The sequence below is a fragment of the Kribbella italica genome, assembly GCF_014205135.1.
Classification (GTDB): domain Bacteria; phylum Actinomycetota; class Actinomycetes; order Propionibacteriales; family Kribbellaceae; genus Kribbella; species Kribbella italica.
Genome location: NZ_JACHMY010000001.1, coordinates 4,022,477 through 4,039,945, shown reverse-complemented (window position 1 = coordinate 4,039,945; position 17,469 = coordinate 4,022,477). Strand labels below are relative to the sequence as shown.

General features: G+C 69.1%; 18 protein-coding genes. 11 read left to right on the top strand and 7 right to left on the bottom strand.

From position 1 onward, the window contains the following. Window positions 1-19 precede the first annotated feature (19 nt). The 5 genes from HDA39_RS18680 (at window position 20) to rsrA (ending at window position 3,536) form a co-directional block, all read left to right on the top strand. Window positions 20-826 carry a hypothetical protein gene (locus tag HDA39_RS18680; protein ID WP_184796699.1) on the top strand — a complete coding sequence of 269 codons (807 nt, stop codon included), beginning with the start codon at window positions 20-22 and terminating at the stop codon, window positions 824-826. 153 nt (window positions 827-979) lie between these two features. Next, window positions 980-1,789: an SOS response-associated peptidase gene (locus HDA39_RS18675; protein WP_184796697.1), complete on the top strand. Its 810-nt coding sequence runs from the start codon at window positions 980-982 to the stop codon at window positions 1,787-1,789. A gap of 118 nt (window positions 1,790-1,907) precedes the next feature. After that, complete coding sequence (locus HDA39_RS18670) at window positions 1,908-2,549, top strand: alpha/beta hydrolase family protein (RefSeq protein WP_184796695.1); 642 nt, start codon at window positions 1,908-1,910, stop codon at window positions 2,547-2,549. Window positions 2,550-2,649: 100 nt separating this feature from the next. Next, on the top strand, window positions 2,650-3,267 hold the full coding sequence (locus HDA39_RS18665) for a sigma-70 family RNA polymerase sigma factor (RefSeq protein WP_184796693.1): 618 nt from the start codon (window positions 2,650-2,652) through the stop codon (window positions 3,265-3,267). After that, complete coding sequence (gene rsrA / locus HDA39_RS18660; protein ID WP_184796691.1) at window positions 3,264-3,536, top strand: mycothiol system anti-sigma-R factor; 273 nt, start codon at window positions 3,264-3,266, stop codon at window positions 3,534-3,536. The genes HDA39_RS18665 and rsrA overlap by 4 nt, the downstream gene beginning before the upstream one ends. Window positions 3,537-3,593: 57 nt before the next feature. On the opposite strand, the gene HDA39_RS18655 is transcribed toward rsrA, so the two are convergent. Both HDA39_RS18655 and HDA39_RS44120 read right to left on the bottom strand, forming a co-directional pair. Continuing rightward, window positions 3,594-6,002, bottom strand: coding sequence for an XRE family transcriptional regulator (locus tag HDA39_RS18655; RefSeq protein WP_238356088.1), 2,409 nt, complete (start codon window positions 6,000-6,002; stop codon window positions 3,594-3,596). A gap of 279 nt (window positions 6,003-6,281) precedes the next feature. Next, window positions 6,282-6,356, bottom strand: a complete 75-nt coding sequence (locus HDA39_RS44120) for a 50S ribosomal protein bL37 (protein WP_369759046.1) — start codon at window positions 6,354-6,356, stop codon at window positions 6,282-6,284. 315 nt (window positions 6,357-6,671) lie between these two features. On the opposite strand from HDA39_RS44120, the gene HDA39_RS18650 reads away from it, so the two are divergent. Together HDA39_RS18650 and HDA39_RS18645 are read left to right on the top strand one after the other, a co-directional pair. Beyond that, window positions 6,672-7,970, top strand: coding sequence for an HD-GYP domain-containing protein (locus HDA39_RS18650; RefSeq protein WP_337925795.1), 1,299 nt, complete (start codon window positions 6,672-6,674; stop codon window positions 7,968-7,970). Further along, window positions 7,970-9,244, top strand: a complete 1,275-nt coding sequence (locus HDA39_RS18645) for an HD-GYP domain-containing protein (protein ID WP_184796689.1) — start codon at window positions 7,970-7,972, stop codon at window positions 9,242-9,244. Before HDA39_RS18650 ends, HDA39_RS18645 begins: the two co-directional genes overlap by 1 nt. Here the strand turns inward: HDA39_RS18645 and HDA39_RS18640 are convergent. From HDA39_RS18640 to HDA39_RS18630, 3 genes are all read right to left on the bottom strand, one after another. Continuing rightward, window positions 9,206-9,787: a DUF5317 family protein gene (locus tag HDA39_RS18640; RefSeq protein WP_337925794.1), complete on the bottom strand. Its 582-nt coding sequence runs from the start codon at window positions 9,785-9,787 to the stop codon at window positions 9,206-9,208. The two genes, HDA39_RS18645 and HDA39_RS18640, sit on opposite strands and share 39 nt — an antisense overlap. Before the next feature lie 123 nt (window positions 9,788-9,910). Continuing rightward, on the bottom strand, window positions 9,911-11,560 hold the full coding sequence (gene mctP / locus HDA39_RS18635; RefSeq protein WP_184796687.1) for a monocarboxylate uptake permease MctP: 1,650 nt from the start codon (window positions 11,558-11,560) through the stop codon (window positions 9,911-9,913). After that, on the bottom strand, window positions 11,557-11,820 hold the full coding sequence (locus HDA39_RS18630) for a DUF3311 domain-containing protein (RefSeq protein WP_184796685.1): 264 nt from the start codon (window positions 11,818-11,820) through the stop codon (window positions 11,557-11,559). The genes mctP and HDA39_RS18630 overlap by 4 nt, the downstream gene beginning before the upstream one ends. Before the next feature lie 85 nt (window positions 11,821-11,905). Here HDA39_RS18630 and HDA39_RS18625 point away from each other — a divergent pair, with 85 nt between their 5' ends. Further along, window positions 11,906-12,967 carry an endonuclease/exonuclease/phosphatase family protein gene (locus HDA39_RS18625; protein ID WP_184796683.1) on the top strand — a complete coding sequence of 354 codons (1,062 nt, stop codon included), beginning with the start codon at window positions 11,906-11,908 and terminating at the stop codon, window positions 12,965-12,967. Here HDA39_RS18625 and HDA39_RS18620 read toward each other — a convergent pair. Beyond that, window positions 12,964-13,872: a DUF2785 domain-containing protein gene (locus tag HDA39_RS18620; protein ID WP_184796681.1), complete on the bottom strand. Its 909-nt coding sequence runs from the start codon at window positions 13,870-13,872 to the stop codon at window positions 12,964-12,966. The genes HDA39_RS18625 and HDA39_RS18620 overlap by 4 nt on opposite strands. Window positions 13,873-14,133: 261 nt before the next feature. On the opposite strand from HDA39_RS18620, the gene HDA39_RS18615 reads away from it, so the two are divergent. Together HDA39_RS18615 and HDA39_RS18610 are read left to right on the top strand one after the other, a co-directional pair. Next, window positions 14,134-15,609, top strand: a complete 1,476-nt coding sequence (locus HDA39_RS18615; RefSeq protein ID WP_184796679.1) for a histidine kinase N-terminal domain-containing protein — start codon at window positions 14,134-14,136, stop codon at window positions 15,607-15,609. Between the two features lie 103 nt (window positions 15,610-15,712). Continuing rightward, window positions 15,713-16,114, top strand: coding sequence for a hypothetical protein (locus HDA39_RS18610; RefSeq protein WP_202893043.1), 402 nt, complete (start codon window positions 15,713-15,715; stop codon window positions 16,112-16,114). A 182-nt stretch (window positions 16,115-16,296) separates the two neighbouring features. Here the strand turns inward: HDA39_RS18610 and HDA39_RS18605 are convergent, their stop codons facing one another. Next, window positions 16,297-16,548, bottom strand: coding sequence for a WhiB family transcriptional regulator (locus HDA39_RS18605; protein WP_012922773.1), 252 nt, complete (start codon window positions 16,546-16,548; stop codon window positions 16,297-16,299). Between the two features lie 502 nt (window positions 16,549-17,050). On the opposite strand from HDA39_RS18605, the gene HDA39_RS18600 reads away from it, so the two are divergent. Beyond that, complete coding sequence (locus tag HDA39_RS18600; RefSeq protein WP_184796677.1) at window positions 17,051-17,461, top strand: hypothetical protein; 411 nt, start codon at window positions 17,051-17,053, stop codon at window positions 17,459-17,461. Window positions 17,462-17,469: the final 8 nt, after the last annotated feature.

Genomic DNA, 17,469 nt, shown 5'->3' with positions numbered 1-17,469 from the left:
GACTGCGTCGAGGAGGGTCATGTCGTTGTACGCGGACATCCGCCGGCGGTTCGACTCGCTGCGTGGTCCGAACCTGGCGGGGTCGCTCGCCCGGGACCGGCCGGAAGCGTCGTCGCCCAGGCAACCGTGCGGAAGGAGGGAGCCGCACGGCACAGCTGGTCCCGACCGGAGTGCCTACCTCGCGATCGCCGAGGCGCTCCAGGACGGGGCCGACGTCGTGCCTGCGAGTGACGAGGTGGGTCGCCGGCTGGCGGCCGACGGAGTCTCGCTGCTCGAGGCACTGGATGGACTGAGTGCGTTGTACCGCTCGATCGCCGGGGGCGAGCCGGCTTTCGCCGCGGTACGCGCACTCAGTTCCAGCTGGGCCGAAGCGTCACTCATCTACCTGCACTCACTGAGTTGCGAGGATCCGCTGACCGGGCTGTCCAGCCTGGCGCACCTGCGGTCCCGGCTCGGCGAGATCTACCGGGAGGCCGATCTCCGTGGAACTTCCGTACCGGCGACCCACGCACTGGTGGTGGTCGAGCCGCTCAACCCGCCCGGCACCACGCCGTTCGACCGCGAGCTCCGGCTCGTCGACGTCGCGGAGTGCCTGCGGATCGTCTTCGCCGGCGGTGACGTACTGGGCCGCCTCGGCACACACCGCGCGGCGGCGCTCGTCGATCGCGAGCCGAACCTGCCGGACCAGGTCGCGACGGTCCGAGCGCTGATCACCCAGTGGCGGCTCGACACCGACGAGCCGCAGCTGGCCCGGATCTGGATCGAGGGGCTGCCGGCCACCGACGCGATGGCCGTCCGGCTGCTCGACGAACTCACCCGGGGCTGACCCGGAGCTGAAACTTGCGCCCGGACGTCTACAGGGGGATGCCCGGGCGCATCGAGCAGGCGGTGGATCGCCGATCACGGGGTCGGCGATCCACCGCCGCCGCGCGTTCCGCCGTACGGCGAACTGTCGGTGCCGGTGGTTAGGCTGACTGTCATGTGTGGCCGTTACGCGAGCAGCCGGGACCCCTCCGACCTGGTGGTCGAGTTCGAGATCGCCGCGGGCAACGTGAAGGAGTCCGTGCAGGAGCTGCCGGACAACTTCAACGTCGCGCCGACCGACCAGGTGGTCGCCGTGGTCGAGCGGAAGAACCGCGAGCAGCCCGACGCGGTGGTCCGCAAGCTGACCACGGTCAAGTGGGGGCTGGTGCCGTCCTGGGCCAAGGACACCTCGATCGGCAGCCGGCTGATCAACGCCCGGATGGAGACCGTCGCCGAGAAGCCCGCCTTCAAGAAGGCGTTCGCGACCCGGCGCTGCCTGCTGCCCGCCGACGGGTACTACGAGTGGTACGAGACCGAGCAGAAGAAGAACGGCAAGCCGGTCAAGCAGCCGTACTTCATCCGCCCGACCGACGGCGGCGTGCTCGCGATGGCCGGGCTGTACGAGATCTGGCGCGACAAGACGGTCGCCGACGCCGACTCCGACGCGGCCTGGCTGTGGACCTGCACGGTGCTCACCACCTCCGCGACCGACGACCTCGGCCAGATCCACGACCGGATGCCGCTGCTGGTCGAGCGCGACCGGTACGACGCCTGGCTCGACCCACTGTCGTCCGACCCCGACGACCTGCTGGAGCTGCTGATCCCGGCCGCCCCCGGACGGCTCGAGGCGTACGCCGTGTCGAAGGCGGTCAGCTCGGTGAAGAACAACGGCCCACACCTGGTCGACCCGCTACCACCGGACGGCGAGGACCCGGCCGACCGCCCCGGCCCGCCGACCGCGGCGGAGGACAATCCGTTGTTCTGACCCCGCGCTGCCCCCCGCGCCCGCGCCGCGCCGTGGTCGACGGATGCTCGGAGTGCGGACGGATGTCTCGGGCCGCGCCGGGTGTGGAGGACGGTCGCGGGCGCGCGGGAGTGACAGGATGAGGCCCGTGACCGACGAACGGATTGTGGCGACGCCGCACGGTGAGGCGCGGATCGTGGCGCACCGGGCCCGGCGGCCGGTGGCGACCCTGGCTCTCGGTCACGGCGCCGGGGGTGGGATCGAGGCCGGTGACCTCGCCGCGCTGGCGGCCCGGCTGCCGAAGCAGGACATCAACGTGTTCCTGATCGAGCAGCCCTGGCGCCGGGCCGGCCGCAAGCTGGCGCCGGCGCCGAAGATCCTGGACGAGTCCTGGATCGCGATCATCGGACAGCTCCGGATCCGTACGCCGCTGGTCCTCGGCGGCCGCAGCGCGGGCGCGCGCGTGGCCTGCCGTACGGCGACGGGGCTTGGCGCGTCCGGCGTACTGGCGTTGTCGTTCCCGCTGCACCCGCCGGGCAAGCCGGACAAGTCGCGAGTCGACGAGCTCCAGGCGGCCGGGCTGCCGACGCTGGTCGTGCAGGGGGAGAAGGACCCGTTCGGTACGCCGGAGGAGTTCCCGCCGCTGACCGAGATGGCCGTCGTACCGGACGCCGACCACAGCTTCAAGGTGCCGAAAAGGGCCGAGCTGACGCAGCAGGAGTCGTACGAGGTCCTGGTCGAGGCGGTCTTCGAATGGGTGTCCCGCGAAGTCTCCGGCTGACGGGAATGACCCCGTCGCGGGGTGTGTTGTGGAAGACATGACGGTAACGAGCCTGGACAGAGCGCGGAGTTCTGGGGTCGCCCCGGTATTCTCGATCACGATGCCGACTCCGACGACCACCGAAACTCCCGAGCAGCGGACCGAGCGCTTCGAGCGCGAGGCGCTGCCCTTCCTCGATCAGATGTACGCCGCGGCGATGCGGATGACCCGTAATCCGGCCGACGCCGAGGACCTGGTCCAGGACACCTTCGCGAAGGCGTACAGCTCGTTTCACCAGTTCACGCCCGGCACCAACCTGAAGGCGTGGCTGTACCGGATCCTCACCAACACCTTCATCAACGGCTACCGCAAGCGACAGCGTCAACCCACGCAGTCGCCGACCGAGGAGATCGAGGACTGGCAGCTGACCGCTGCCGAGTCGCACACTCCTGGCGGCCTGAAGTCGGCCGAGGCGGTCGCCCTCGAGCACCTGCCCGACTCCGACGTGAAGTCGGCCCTGCAGTCGATCCCGGAGGACTTCCGCCTGGCGGTGTACCTGGCCGACGTCGAGGGCTTTGCTTACAAGGAGATCGCGGAGATCATGGGGACTCCGGTCGGCACCGTGATGTCGCGGCTGCACCGCGGCCGGCGCCAGCTGCGCGAACTGCTGGCCGACTACGCCCGCGACCGCGGCCTGATCCCTGCGGCCGACAGCGCAGAGACCGAGGAGGAGTCGTGAGCTGCGGCGAGCACCACGACGTCGACTGCAGCGAGATCCTGCAGCGTGTGTACGTCTTCATCGACAACGAACTCGAAGACGCCAGCAGCGACGAGATCCGCACCCACCTGGAAGAGTGCGCCCCCTGCCTCGACCAGTACGACCTCGAACGCTGCATCAAGAAACTCGTCCACCGCTCCTGCGGCGACGATCAGGCCCCCGACGCGCTGCGCGCCAAGATCCTCCTCCGCCTGACCGAGGTCCGCGTGGAAACCACGACCACGGACTGACGCCGGGCCCGCAGCACCACCGACGACCGTGCACCCGCTGGGTGCGCGGTCGTCGCGTCATTCCGTCTGGGCGAGCAGTGTTAGCGCGATGGCCTCTTGATGAGGCGACTGCGAGTGCAGCAGAGTCGCCGCAGCACGCCAGTGGGTGCGGGCAGCGCCCAACTGCTCGGTGGCCTGCTCGATCTTCCCGAGCGCGATGAGAGCCTCGCCCTCGCGCTGGTGATTGCCGAGGGCACGGGCCAGCGCGGCGCCGGCCTCCGCGTTCCGGCGGGCTTCGGCGACGTCGCCGAGCTCCAGGTAGAACGTGGACAGGCGGCTGTGGCTCTCCGAGCGTCCGTTCTCGTCCGAGAGCCGCTCGAACGTCGACAATGCCTTGGTCATCAGCTCGACGGCTTGCGGGAGCTGCCCGGCCAGTGCGTGGGAGTCCGCGGCGACCTGGTAGCGCTTGCCCAGCGAGCGTTCGCTGCCGGACATGGTGGCCAGCGCGATGGAACGGTTGAAGGCCCGGTCGGCCAGGACGGTGTCACCACGCCGGCTGTACAAGGTGCCGAGGGCGAGGTAGCTCAGGCCTTCGAGCGCGTGATCTCCGATCCGCTGGCTGAGTTCCAAGGACTCCTCGGCGGACTCCACTGCCTCGTCCAGCCGGCCGAGCTGCTCGAGGAGATGGCTGACCGAACTGGCGGCGCGGGCCTGGCCGATCGGGTCGCCAATCTCGCGGAACAGCGTCAAGGCGTCCTGGAAGTGCGTCAACGACTCCTCCCGGGCGTTCTCTTCCGCTGAGGGGATGCCGAGGTCGTGCTCGAGCCAGGCCGCCAGACGCTGCTGGTTCAGCTCGCCGGCGATCTGCCGCCCGATCACGAGCAGAGCACGCATCTCGGTCCACGAGGCTCGAGCCTCGAAGTACCCGAACAGCGCCAGGGTGAGTTCGGGCAACAGCGAGCGTAGTGCGGGAATCCGCTGGGCCTGGTGGAAGGCTCCGGTCAGGTTCGTCCACTCGGTGTCGAACCACCTGAGCACCGCGTTGACGTCGGTGACCTCCGGGACGGTCCGCAGGCTGTCGCCGGCCATGGCCAGGCGGCTTCCCTCCCGATGCGTTGCCTGCTGGCAGCGCCAGGCGAGGCCGGTGTAGAAGACCAGCACCCGGGACAGGGCGTCCGTACGGGTTCCTTCCGAGAGTCGTTGGCTTGACTGCTCCCGTGCGTAGGCCTGGATCAGGTCGTGCAGGTGGTAGCGCCCGGGTGCGGTCGACTCGAGCAGGTTGAGGTCGACCAGTCGCTCCAGCATCTCCTCGGTGTGATGCTCCGACTCGCCGAGCAGGTGTGCTGTGGTGATCGTGACGAGTTCGGTGCCGTTCGGCAGGCCGAGGAAGTCCAGTGCCGTTGCGGCCTGGCGTTCGACGAGTTGGTCGCTGGTCGCCAGGAACTCCACCGAGGCAGCGATGTTCGACCGTACGCCGTTGTGGCCGGTCCCGAGCTCGTCGAGCCTGCGTTGCTCGTCGCGGAGCTGATCGGTGACGTGCTCGATCGGCCACGCGGGCCGGGCCGCGAGGCGGGCGCCGATCAGCCGGACGGCGAGCGGGAGACGCCCGGTGAGTCGGCTGATGGTCCGGACGGCGGCGGTCTCGGTGGCCACTCGGGACTCTCCGACCATCTTGCCCAGCAGGCTGATCGAGTCGGACTCGGTCAACGGCGTCAGCCGGACCTGGACGAAGCCGGGCAGCGTCGTCAGGCTCCGGCGGCTGGTGACGACCACGGCCGCTCCGGGTGCTCCCGGCAGCAACTGCCGGACCTGGGCGGCGCCGTTCGCGTTGTCGAGCAGGACGAGGATCCTGAGCCCGGCCAACCGGGACCGGTAGAGCGCGGCGGCTTCGTCGACGGTCTCGGGGATCGATTGGCTGTCGAACCCCAGGGAGCGCAGAAGTTGGGTCAGCGCGTCGCGAGGCTGAATCGGCTCGCCGGGGCCGTAGCCGCGCAGATCGATGTAGAGGTGTCCGTCCGGGTAGTGGTCCACGGTCAGGTGCGCGGCGTGCACCGCGAGGGACGTCTTGCCGACTCCACCCATGCCGGTCACCGCCGCCATCCGCACGATCCCGGTGTGCTGCTCGCCGACGAGTGTGGAGAGCAACGTGTCGAGCTCCGCGCCGCGGCCGGTGAAATCGGCCAGCGTCGGTGGAAGCTGGCGCGGAGCAACGATCAGGCTGGAGAGCTCGGTGGCGGCCTGGACCGGCTGGGGTGTGCCAGATCCTTTGGCGGCCGCGCTCAGACGTTGTTCCTGCTGAGGGTCGAGGCCAAGCGCCTCGGCCAAGGCGCGGACCGTACTGACGCGTGGTCGCCGGCGGGTGCCGCGCTCCAGCAAGCTGACCGCCTGCTCGCTCAGACCGGCCTTCTCGGCGAGTGCACCCTGGGTCAGCCCGGCCGCCGTCCTGAACTCGCGCAGCAGCTCCCCGAGCATCGCCTCGGATGCCATCTCCGGCCCACCTCCAGTCGCTCCCCGTGGTCCGCGGTACACACGCGGTCGACACCCCAACTGTAGGAGCTGGGACCGACACCGTGGGAGCGTTTTCCACAGACCACTGCGTTGTCGACGGCACTCCCGAAGCAAGTGTTTGAATATCAGCGTTCAGTAGCCGTTGGCTGACGCTCCGAAGGCAAGACCTGTGGGCAGGTGGTCCTGTGGATATATGTGACCAAATTGCAAAGGACCCCGGTAATTACCGGGGTCCTTGCTGTCCGTGACCGCCTGTGTTCAGGCGTTCGGGCGCTTGCCGTGGTTCGCGCCCTTCTTCTTGCGCGCACGGCGCTTGCGGCCGGTCTTACCCATTTGAAAGCCTCCTAGAAACAACTGCAAAGAGTCACAGTCTCTCATACCCGTCAGGTTCACGAGTGCGGTGCGATGTGTCAGGCGCTGCCCTACAGTGTTTCGCGGCGCGCCTGATGAGCAAACTTATGACTAGTCAGCGATGTGCTGTCTGCCCCCTGTGCCCTGCCGGTAGCGGGGCTCAAGACGCAAATTGCTGGTTGGAGGTGACGGGCATGATGGGTAGTGACGGCTGGGAGTGGTGAAGGATAAGGTTTGCGAGTGAACAGCCGCTGGCCGCTCCGAATCACGGTGGCGTCCAGTGCTGGCGTCGCTGCTGTGGTGCTTGTGATCGCGCTGATTCATGCCAGGCCGGACGTCCCCACCGTGACTCTTGGTCTGCTGCTGCTGGTTGGCGTGCTGCTCCGGTCCCGGGTCGGTCCGGTCCGGGCCTCGCTGGACTACGTGGTTCACATCGCTTTGTTCCTGCTGTCCGGTCCTGCCGCGGCTGTGGTGGTCTCGGTGTTGCTGCCGTTGACGCAGGATCGTCGGCTCCCGCTGATGCGGCGGGTGTTCAACGGCGCGCAGGCTGTTCTCTGCGCGACCGCGGCCGCCGGCGTGTACGTCGGCATGGGCGGCGGCCGCAGGGCTGAGGTGCTCGAGTCGCCTGGGCGTGCGCTGATCGCGGCGACGGCCGCCATCATCGCCTGGCTGGCGGCGAACGCGCTGCTGATGTGCTTGGTGCTCTGGCTCGATCACGGCGCCACGTCGCCGCTCACCTTCCTGCGGAAGGTCGCCGCGCCCACCGTGCTCCCACTGACGGGGTACGGGTTGCTCGGAGTGCTGCTCGCTGTGGTCTGGATCGGCGGGCTCGGGGTTGGTGCGATCCTGCTGGTCGTCGTACCGCTGCTGGTCGCGCGCTGGACGCTGTCGCTGTACCAGGCCGAGCGGGATGCCCAGGCCGCGACGATGCGGGCGTTCATCCAGGTGATCGAGACCAAGGACCTCTACACCCGGGGCCACTCCGAACGGGTCAGCACCGGTGTCGGAATGCTGGGCCGGCATCTCAAGCTTGGCGAGGACCGGCAGCAGGCCCTCGAGCACGCCGGGCTCCTGCACGACGTGGGTAAGGTCGGGGTGCCGACCAGGATCATCCAGAAGCCCGGCCGGCTGGAGGACTTCGAGATGGACGCGATCCGGCTCCACCCCGCGCGAGGGGTCGAGCTGATCGGCAGCATCCCCTTCCTGGAGGAGGTGAAGTCGGCCGTTCTGCACCACCACGAGAAGTACGACGGCACCGGGTACCCGGCCGGCCTCAGCGGCGAGAACATCCCGTACTTCGCCCGGATCATCGGCATCGTCGACGCGTTCGACAGTCTGACCTCGACCCGCTCGTACCGGCCCGCGCGCAGCATCGAGGAGACCCTCGAGATCCTGCACGCCGACCGGTTCACCCACTTCGACCCGAACCTGGTCGCGGACTTCGTCCAGGTGATCCGGGCCGAGGGCTGGACCGCCGCCGCCGCCGACCAGCCCGCTCCGGACGGCACTGTCAAGGCCGGGATCGATCACGACGACCTCAGCCTGGGCACCAGCGGTGGTGCCTCCGGCTCGGCCGCGGGACCGACGGAGTCGTGATGACCGATCCCGAGACGAGCGTGCCACGGCTGGTCGGCAGCGGCTTCGTGATCCTGCTGGCCGGCGCCGTGCTCGGCGTCTCCGCGCTGGGCGTGACGATCCGCAACGGCATCACCGAATGGCAGTACGCACTGGCGTTCGGTGTCCTGATCGCGGTCGGCGAGATGGTCCAGTTCCGTGTCGACAGCAGCCGGAACCGCGCGCCGATCGCTACCAGTGCGGCCCTCGGGTACGCGCTGCTCCGGCCGCCGGAGGTCGGAATTCCCCCGGACGTCGCGCAGGTGGTCGCGGTGACCGGACTGGCCACCCTGGCCGGAGTCGTCCCCCGGATGTTCGTGGGGTTGCGCTGGGATCTCGTGGTGTCCTGCCGCCGGGTCCTGTCGGTGGCCTGCGCGGCGGCGGTCTTCACCGCCGTCGTACCAGGGGATCTGTACTGGAGCGGCTCCGCGGCGCACACGGTCGCCCTGACCGGGGTGATGTTGCTCGCCGTCCTGGCCGCCGCGACCGTCGACGCGCTGATCGGTGCTGGGCAGGCGACCGAGACCCTCAACCAGCCCTTTCCCTCGGCGCTGCGCGACGAGGTCGTGATGGCGGCGCGCATCGGGATGGCGATGGGCATCAGCGCGATCCTGCTGGCGATCGGGACCTCGCTGATCGGGCTGTGGGGGCTGCCGCTCGTCGTGGTGCCGCTGCTGCTGACGCAGTTCGCGTTCCGGCGCTTCGCCTCCGCGCGGCGGACCTACCGTACGACGGTGCGGTCGATGGCCCGCAGTACCGAGATCGCCGGCTTCAGCAGTCCCGGGCAGAACGCCAGGACGGCCGGTCTCGCGGTGGCGATCGGCAACGACCTCGGGCTTCGTCCCGATCGGATGGAAGCTCTCGAGTACGCCGCCCTGCTGTCCGGTGTCGGCCAGCTCGCGTTGGCGGATCCGAGTCCAGGTGGCGCTTCGCTCTTGCGGACCAGGGCTGAGCGGCAGCACGCGGCGGAGATCGGGGCCTCGGTGATCGAGCGGTCCGGTGTGCTGGATCATGTGGCCGAGATCGTGCGGCACTCCAACGATCCCTATCGGCAGGGGCGGGCGAACAACTCGCAGATTCCGGTGGAGAGTGGGATCGTCAACGTGGCCTTGGCCTACGAGCAGTTGGTGGGGGAGGGGTCGGGGCAGTCGCCGGAGAAGGCGATGGAGTCGATCGGGCTGGGGATCGGGGCGGAGTACGACCCGGTGGTGGTGGAGTCACTGCGTCGGGTGGTCGGGCGCGGGTTCCGCTTCTAGGTCGGCCCAGGTCGGGGTGCTGTCGGTCGGGACGCGGCCGGTGCCGCCGAGCCCGGCGTACAGGAGGAGGCCGGCGCCGGCGGCGATCAGGACGTCGCCGGGGCTGACGGCCTGGCCGATCCAGGGGAGAGCGACCGGTACGACGTCGCCGAGCCAGGGGAGCAGGGTCTGGGAGTCGGCGAGTTCGTGGCGAGGGCTCTCGGCGAAGGACCGCAGCCCGGCTTGCGCGAGGGCGTCGCGGGAGACGGGCATCGCGCCGTTCAGTACGACGACCAAAGCGTTGGCCATGAAGCCCAGCGCGAGCAGGGCGACGCCGGGACGGCGAAGGTTCTGCCGCAGGAACACCGCGATGCAGATCGCCGAGCCGAGCAGGCCGACCGGGTATGCGATGCCGCCGGTGACCGAGCCGAGCAGTTGGCCGGTCGCTGCGGCTACGAGCCAGTGCAGGCCGGACAGGCCGTTGTCGGCGAGGGCGACGAGGCGGCCACCGGTGAGCAACGCCGCCCCGGCGGCCAGCACCAGAACGAGGAGGACCAGCAGCACCCTGGCGATTCTGCCCCGCGGGTTGCCCGAATCCGGGCACCGTCGGACTCCCGAGCGTGTCGACCTCACCGCACAGCGTGACGGGCGGCCCTTCCGGAGAAGGACCGCCCGCCGTACGACGTACTAGGACTTGGCGGTCGCGCCACCCTCGTCGAGCAGCTCGTCCAGGTCCTTCACGCCCGGGTCCCCGGCGTCGGCCAGGTAGTCGCTGTGGTGCGTGGAGTCCTTGCCCTCGGCCACCTTCAGCGCCCGCAGGACCAGCGTCAGGACGACGACCACGATCAGGTTGAGCCCGAACGCGGTCAGCCCGATGTAGGCCTTGGTGTCGGTGAACGGGATCATCGCCAGCGAACCACCGAAGTGCTTGCCGGTCGCCGGGTTGACCACGTTGTAGGCGTTGATCGTGCCCCAGACCATGCCGACCGCCCAGCCGGCCAGCAGTGCCCAGCGGTGGAACCACCGGGTGAACAGGCCGACCACGATCGCCGGGAAGGTCTGCAGGATCCAGATCCCGCCGAGCAGCTGCAGGTTCAGCGAGATCGTCTTGTCCATCCCGAGCACGAACACCAGCGCGCCGAACTTCACCAGTAGCGACGCGAGCTTGGAGACCTTGGCCTCCTGGGCCGGTGTCGCGTCGGGTTTGAGGAAGTCGCGGTAGATGTTGCGGGTGAACAGGTTCGCCGCCGCGATCGACATGATCGCCGCCGGCACCAGCGCACCGACCGCGATCGCCGCGAACGCGATCCCGGCGAACCAGGCCGGGAACTCCTGGTCGAACAGCCGCGGGATCGCCAGCTGCGGGTTGGCCAGGCCGTCCAGGCCCTTGATGTCGACGTTCGCCTTGATCGCCATGAAGCCGAGCAGCGCGAGCAGGCCGAGCAGCAGCGAGTACGCCGGCAGGATCGCCGCGTTGCGCCGGACGACGTTGCGGTTCTTGGTCGACAGCACCGCGGTGACCGAGTGCGGGTACATGAACAGCGCCATCGCCGAACCGAGCGCCAGCGTCCAGTACGACGAGTAGCCGGCCGCACCCGGGATGAACGAGCCGACCGGCTGACTCGCCCCTGGAGGCACGGTCTCCATCTTGGTCTGGGCCGCGTCGAAGATGCTGTCCCAGCCGCCGAGCTGGCCCGGCAGGTAGAGGATCGCGGCGCCGATCACCAGGTAGATCAGACCGTCCTTGACGAACGCGATCATCGCCGGCGCCCGCAGACCCGAGGAGTAGGTGTACGCCGCGAGCACGGCGAACGCGATCAGCAGCGGCAGGTCCTTGGCCAGCAGGTTGTCCCCGCCGAGGCCCATCACCTCGAAGACGGCCTGCATGCCGACCAGCTGCAGCGCGATGTACGGCATCGTCGCGAGGATGCCGGTGACGGCCACCGCCAGCGACAGGCCGCGGCTTCCGTACCGGCCGCCGACGAAGTCCGCGGGCGTCACGTAGCCGTTGCGGTGCGAGACCGACCACAGCCGAGACATGAACACGAAGATGATCGGGTAAACCACGATCGTGTAGGGAACGGCGAAGAAGCCGCTGATCGCACCGGTCGCGTACATCGCGGCCGGGACCGCGATGAAGGTGTACGCCGTGTAGAGGTCGCCGCCGAGCAGGAACCAGGTGATGAAGGTGCCGAAGCCGCGGCCGCCCAGGCCCCACTCGTCCAGGCTGTCCAGCTCACCGGTCCTGCGCCAGCGGGCCGCCATGAAGCCCATCACGGTCACCGCGCTGAAGATCACCACGACGATGATCAGCTGGACCCAGTCGACGTCGTTCACCGGTCACCCTCCTTGACTCCGCCGAGGCCCTCGGCCGCGCGTCGTTTCCGTTCCACGCCGATCACCAGCCAGTACGAGATGCTCACGGTGATCGCGGAGATGAACACCCACAGCAGCTGGTACCAGTAGAAGAACGGGAAACCCCACAACCGGGGTTCGTCCTTGGCATAGGTGGAGACCAGGAGAGGCACCACGACTGAAGCCGCCAGCAGAACGCCGGCGATCCAGTACGCGGGTCTCACCGCGGACAGCTTGGACACAGCTACCTCCTCGGGGACACAGGCTGGCGCAACGGTGAACGCTACCGTTCGTTCATAGACAGGCACTAGATGTAGGGGGCCACCGATGGACAACGAAACCGCTTGGCGGGTTCGCAGCGTCGTGCTGTCCACGCTCGTCCTGCTGGTGGTTGCCGTACCGCTCTATCCGGAGCTGTTCGGGCTGGACGAGGTGACGCCGTTCCCGCAGCTCGTCGCCTTCCGGCCACAGATGCTCGTCGTCGCGCTGGTGGTGGGCCTGCTCTTGCTGCTGCGGTGGCGACTGCTGGGAGCCCTGTTGCTGCTGCTCACTCTGACGGGTGTGGCGCTGGCGGCTCCGCGGGCGATCTCCGACCCCGAGCCGCCCGAGCCCGGGTCGCGAGCACTGACCGTGATGGTCGCGAACGTGTACGGCGGCGGCGCCGACCCCGAACAGGTCGCCAAGCTGATCCGGGGACAGCGGCCCGACCTCGTGTCGTTGCCCGAGGCCAAGGTCGACGTCCGCGAGCGGATCCAGGAGGAGCTCACCGGCCTTGGTTACCACGGGTACACGGTCCAGGCGAACTCCGCGCCGGAGAGCGCGACCAGCGTGCTGGTGTCGGCCACGCTCGGCAAGGTGGAGTTCACCGCGGAAACGCTCGACCCCGGCCGGGTGAACGCCGCGGTGCCGAGCACGGAGCCACCGACCGGCAAGCCCGAGCCGGACCAGGCGGGCGTCGTCCAGCAGACCACGACGCGGTTCGGGCACATCGTGGTGACCGGCGGGACGCTCGGCAACCTCCGGCTGATCGCCTACCACGGGTACCCACCGCTGCCGTCGGAGGTGACCGCCTGGAAGCAGGATCTCGTCGTACTGCGGAAGTGGTGCTCGTCCGAGGTACCGACGATCGTCGCGGGCGACTTCAACGCGACGACCGATCACGCGGACTTCCGGGACGCGCTGGGGAAGAACTGCCGCAGCGTCGGGCCGGCCGTGGGGGAGGGCCTGCAGGGGACCTGGCCGGCGGACCGGCCGGCGTTCGCGCGGACGCAGATCGACCACGTCGTCGCCGGTGCCGGCGTGGAGCCGAGCCGGTTCAAGACGTACGAGATCGACGGGACCGACCACCGCGCGGTGGTCGCGGCCGTGGCTGTCGCGAAGGCGGGTTAGCTCGAGCCCGGGGCCGGACGGTAGATGTACGGCTGGGAGGCGCGGACGGCCTCGGTGACCATCAGCAGCAGGTCGGCGCGGGCCTCGATCGGCCGGCCGAACAGGTCGTCGTCGCCGGGGATCGGGAAGCCCTTCACGCCGATCGCGAGCTGACTGAGCAGGACGTGCAGCACGCCGCGGGCGTTGAACACGTTCGGCGTCGGCCACTCCGGCAGCGTCTCGTGCATCATCGGCTGCTGGGCCGCTGTCGCCGCGACCGGCTTCAGCCAGCGCTCCAGTTCGTCGCTGGTCAGCATGTTGCGGTGGAGGATCGTCATCACCGCGTGCGCGACCCGGTCGTGCTCCTCGTGCACCCAGCGGTACTGCGTGTCCTTGACGATCCGGTCGGCCAGTACGTCGAGCAGCGCGCGCAGCACGCCGGCGTCGCAGTGCCGCGAGCGGGCCAGCGCGCCGATCGCGTCGGCGCCGTGCGCGACGGCGTGCGCCCAGCCGCAGTCGGCGACGTACCCGCGCAGGTCACGCTCGCGCAGCAGCCAGGTCGCCAGCCGGTCGCCCCAGCGCATCACGACCTCGTCGTGCACCAGGAACTCGGCGTTGTCGCGGTGGATCACCTCGGCCAGCGTCAGCGCGGTGAACGAGCGCCGGAAGACCGTGTCGGTGCCGTCCTCGCCGAGCCCGTAGTTCAGGCCGGCGCAGAGGCCGTCACCGAAACCGGGCAGCAGGTCGTCGTACACGCCTCGCTCGAGCCAGGTGGCCAGCGTGGGGTAGGCCAGGGCGTCGCGGATCTGCGGGTTCGTACTGGCCAGGCCCCGGACGAGCTCCTCGGTGAGGTCGGTCAGCGCACGGTCGTGGGGTACCGCATAGTCCGCGGCCATCACGTCCTGCCAGTACGACGTCGACTCCACCGAGCCATCCTTTCACTCGTGACCCTTGTGTCTGGTGAGCGCTGTAGCTTGGCGCTACCGGCGCCCAGGCACGCACCTCGCGGCACTTGGCCAGTGCCCACGATGCTCCGCATCGAGGGCACTGCCCAAGCACCGCGATGCACGCACCTGGACACCGCTATCGCTCAAGCTACAGCGCTCACCAGACACAGATCGGCACAGATCAATCAACACCCAATGCGCAAATCTGTCGAGCCGGGTCCAGCGACTAGGCTCGACGGCGTGCCCTCGCTGAGTGACGTGGCCCGGAACCACACGACCCTGGACTCCGCCGACCTGGACCGGCTGCAGCTGCTGGTCTCGGACTGGCAGATGCTGGCCGACCTGTCGTTCGCCGACCTGGTGCTCTGGCTGCCCGACACCGAAGGCCTCGGTTTCTGGGCCGGTGCGCAGATGCGCCCGACCACCGGGCCGACGGCGTACCTCGACGACATCGTCGGCAGCTTCATCCCGCGCGACCGGCGGCCGCTGCTGGACCAGGCCTACGACGGCGGCCGGATCTGCCGCGAGGGCGATCCGGAGTGGCGCGACGACGTCCCGGTCCGGGTCGAGACGATCCCGGTCCGGCGCGGCGACCGGGTGATCGCGGTGATCGCCCGCAACACCAACCTGCTCGGCGTCCGGACGCCCTCGCGGCTGGAGATCGCCTACCTGCAGAGCGCGACCGACCTGGCCCGGATGATCACCGACGGCATCTTCCCGTACGGCGGGGAGCGGCTGCTGTCCACCACGCCCCGGGTCGGGGACGGGTGCATCCGGGTCGATCGGCACGCGATGGTGACGTTCGCGAGCCCGAACGCGTTGTCGGCGTACCGAAGGATGGGACTGGTCACCGACCTGGTCGGCAGCCGGCTCAAGGACGTCACCGGCGAACTGCTGCACACCGGCCACAAGGTGGACGACGTGCTGGCCTCGGTGCTGACCGGGCGGGCCGCCAAGGAGCTGGAGATCGAGAACGCCGACGCGACGCTGTTCCTGCGCGCGATCCCGCTGCGGGCCGGCGGTGAGCACGTGGGCGCGCTGATCCTGCTCCGGGACGTGACGGAGCTGCGCAGCCGGGAGCGGGAGCTGGTCACCAAGGAGGCGACCATCCGGGAGATTCACCATCGTGTGAAGAACAACTTGCAGACCGTCGCCGCGTTACTCCGGATGCAGGGACGAAGGATCACGGTCCCCGAGGGACAGGCCGCACTGGCGGAGGCCGTACGGCGGGTCGGGTCGATCGCGATCGTGCACGAGACGCTGTCGGAGTCGTTCGACGAGCACGTGGACTTCGACGACGTCGCGGACCGGGTGGCCGCGATGGTGGCCGACGTGTCGACGGTCGCGACGTCGGTGGAGATCCGGCGGAGCGGGAGCTTCGGCGTCCTGGACTCCGAAGTCGCGACTCCGTTGGCGATGGTGCTGACCGAGCTGATGCAGAACTCGGTCGAGCACGCTTTCGGCGCCCGCGACGGTGAGAGTGCCACGGGGACGATCGACCTGGAGGCGCACCGGGCGGTCGGACGGCTGCATGTCGTCATCTCGGACGACGGCAAGGGGCTGCCGGAGGACTTCGACTCGGAGACCTCGGGGAACCTCGGGTTGTCGATCGTGCGCACGCTCGTGCTCGGCGAGCTCGACGGGACGCTCGACTTCCAGGCCCGGACGAACGGCCCCGGGACGACGGTGACGCTCGACCTGCCGATCAAGGACTGACACCTCCGGGGTGGTCGTCGGCGTTACCTGTGACGTCATCGCCTGATCCGCCCAGGGACGGCAGGCTTCTGGTCATCAACCGATCGACCAGGAGGAACCGACCATGAGTACCGAGACGATCTCCGCGGCTGCTGCCACTGTCCAGAGCCGCTTTCTGACCCGGGTGATCCGGCTGGACGCCGTGGCGTCCGGTGCCCTCGGAGTCCTGCTGCTCGGCGCGGGCTGGGCGCTGGACGGCCCGTTGGGGTTGTCCAGCACGCTGTCCGCCGGGGCGGGCGCGTTCCTGGTGCTGTGGAGCGCCGCCCTGCTGATGATCGGTCGCCGGCCTGCGGTCCGGCGTACGGCGGTCCGCGAGATCGTCGCGATCAACCTCGCCTGGGTGGTCGCCAGTCTCGGGGCACTGTTCGTGCTCGAGCTGACGGCCCTCGGGGTCGGCTTCGTGATCGTGCAGGCGGTGGCCGTCGGCCTGTTCGCCGAGCTGCAGCTCACCGGCCTGCGCCGGTGAACGACTGACGACCAGGGGAGTTGAGTTCGTTGGCTGGGAACAACCGTGGGGGAGTTCAACTGTTGGTGCTGACCCATAGTTCTTCGCAGGCAACGTCGGGGGCTGTGGGCAACCTGTCGGCCCGGAACGCCTGGAAATCAAAAGGCCCCGCGGATCCCGCGGGGCCCCATCGTGTAGCTGCGTCAGGCGGTACGGATGCGGGCGCGGGCGTTGCGGCGCTTCAGCGCACGACGCTCGTCCTCGCTCAGGCCGCCCCAGACACCGTGGTCCTGGCCGGCTTCCAGTGCCCAGGCGAGGCACTGCTCACGCACGTCGCAACGACGGCACACCTGCTTGGCCTCCTCGATCTGCATGATCGCGGGCCCGGTGTTGCCGATGGGGAAGAACAGTTCCGGGTCCTCATCGAGGCAAACGGCCCGGTGGCGCCAATCCATGGCGGATCCCATCTCTCTCGGTAGTCGAATTCCGCTGAAGGCTGGTCTGTGCCCGATCAGCGGTGAAGTAATCGCACGGGGGGTGGTGCGAAGCGTTGTGAACGTTTTCACGAACGACCCCATGTTCCCAACCTCGCGCTGGTGAAACAAGGGTTATGGACTTGTCGATCCGATCACAACGCTTCCTTTACACTTCGAACCGGTGCAGAGCGGACCGCTACGTCCGTTATCCGAACGCCGGGGTCGAGCTGCGATCACCCGTTCACTGCAAGTAACCGATCGAACAGCCTCGGGGTTACGCAAAACCTGGAATCCCTGTGGGGAAAGGCTCTCCGACCCGTCATCGCACCTGGGGCAGGGGTGGGCCCAGGTCCGATGTGCCCTGCGCCGGGCTGCTCCTCACAGCAGTCCGCCGGGGCGTCGAGTTGCCACGCGACGGACGTTCCGCCGTACCGGCAAACCGCACCGGTCCGGCCGAACCTCCGCCGCGTAGGCTTGCGGTGTGCCGACCGATTCCTCTGCAGCCGCACCGCGTCCGCTCAAGTTAGCCGCGGCTGTGGTCGCTGCGGAAGGGCTTGTGGTCGTCGTTCTCGGATTTGCCGAAGCGTTAACGCTCGACTCCGGACGGTTGGTGCTCGGGCTGACCACGACCCTGTTCCTGCTCGCGTACGGCGGCGGCCTGCTGCTGGTCGCGCGCGGACTGTTCCGCGCGTCGACGTGGAGCCGCGGCCCGGCGGTGTTCACCCAGCTGATCCAGGTCCTGATGGCCTACAGCTTCTGGGGCGGCTCGACCAAGGCGATCTCGGTCGTGCTCGCGATCGCGGCCGTCGCCGTCCTGGCCGCCATCTTCCAGAAGGCCTCCACCGAGGCCCTCCGCGACGACCCGAGCCGCGACCACCCGCCGGTGCTCTAGGGCGATCG

What these genes read in the sequence shown, in the direction of transcription:
- HDA39_RS18625 (WP_184796683.1), top strand. Translation starts at nt 11,906, where the DNA reads ATGGACAACGAAACCGCTTGGCGGGTTCGCAGCGTCGTGCTGTCCACG.
- HDA39_RS18605 (WP_012922773.1), bottom strand. Translation starts at nt 16,548, where the DNA reads ATGGATTGGCGCCACCGGGCCGTTTGCCTCGATGAGGACCCGGAACTG.
- HDA39_RS18645 (WP_184796689.1), top strand. Translation starts at nt 7,970, where the DNA reads ATGACCGATCCCGAGACGAGCGTGCCACGGCTGGTCGGCAGCGGCTTC.
- HDA39_RS18680 (WP_184796699.1), top strand. Translation starts at nt 20, where the DNA reads ATGTCGTTGTACGCGGACATCCGCCGGCGGTTCGACTCGCTGCGTGGT.
- HDA39_RS18665 (WP_184796693.1), top strand. Translation starts at nt 2,650, where the DNA reads ATGCCGACTCCGACGACCACCGAAACTCCCGAGCAGCGGACCGAGCGC.
- HDA39_RS18670 (WP_184796695.1), top strand. Translation starts at nt 1,908, where the DNA reads ATGAGGCCCGTGACCGACGAACGGATTGTGGCGACGCCGCACGGTGAG.
- HDA39_RS18610 (WP_202893043.1), top strand. Translation starts at nt 15,713, where the DNA reads ATGAGTACCGAGACGATCTCCGCGGCTGCTGCCACTGTCCAGAGCCGC.
- HDA39_RS18675 (WP_184796697.1), top strand. Translation starts at nt 980, where the DNA reads ATGTGTGGCCGTTACGCGAGCAGCCGGGACCCCTCCGACCTGGTGGTC.
- HDA39_RS18655 (WP_238356088.1), bottom strand. Translation starts at nt 6,002, where the DNA reads ATGGCATCCGAGGCGATGCTCGGGGAGCTGCTGCGCGAGTTCAGGACG.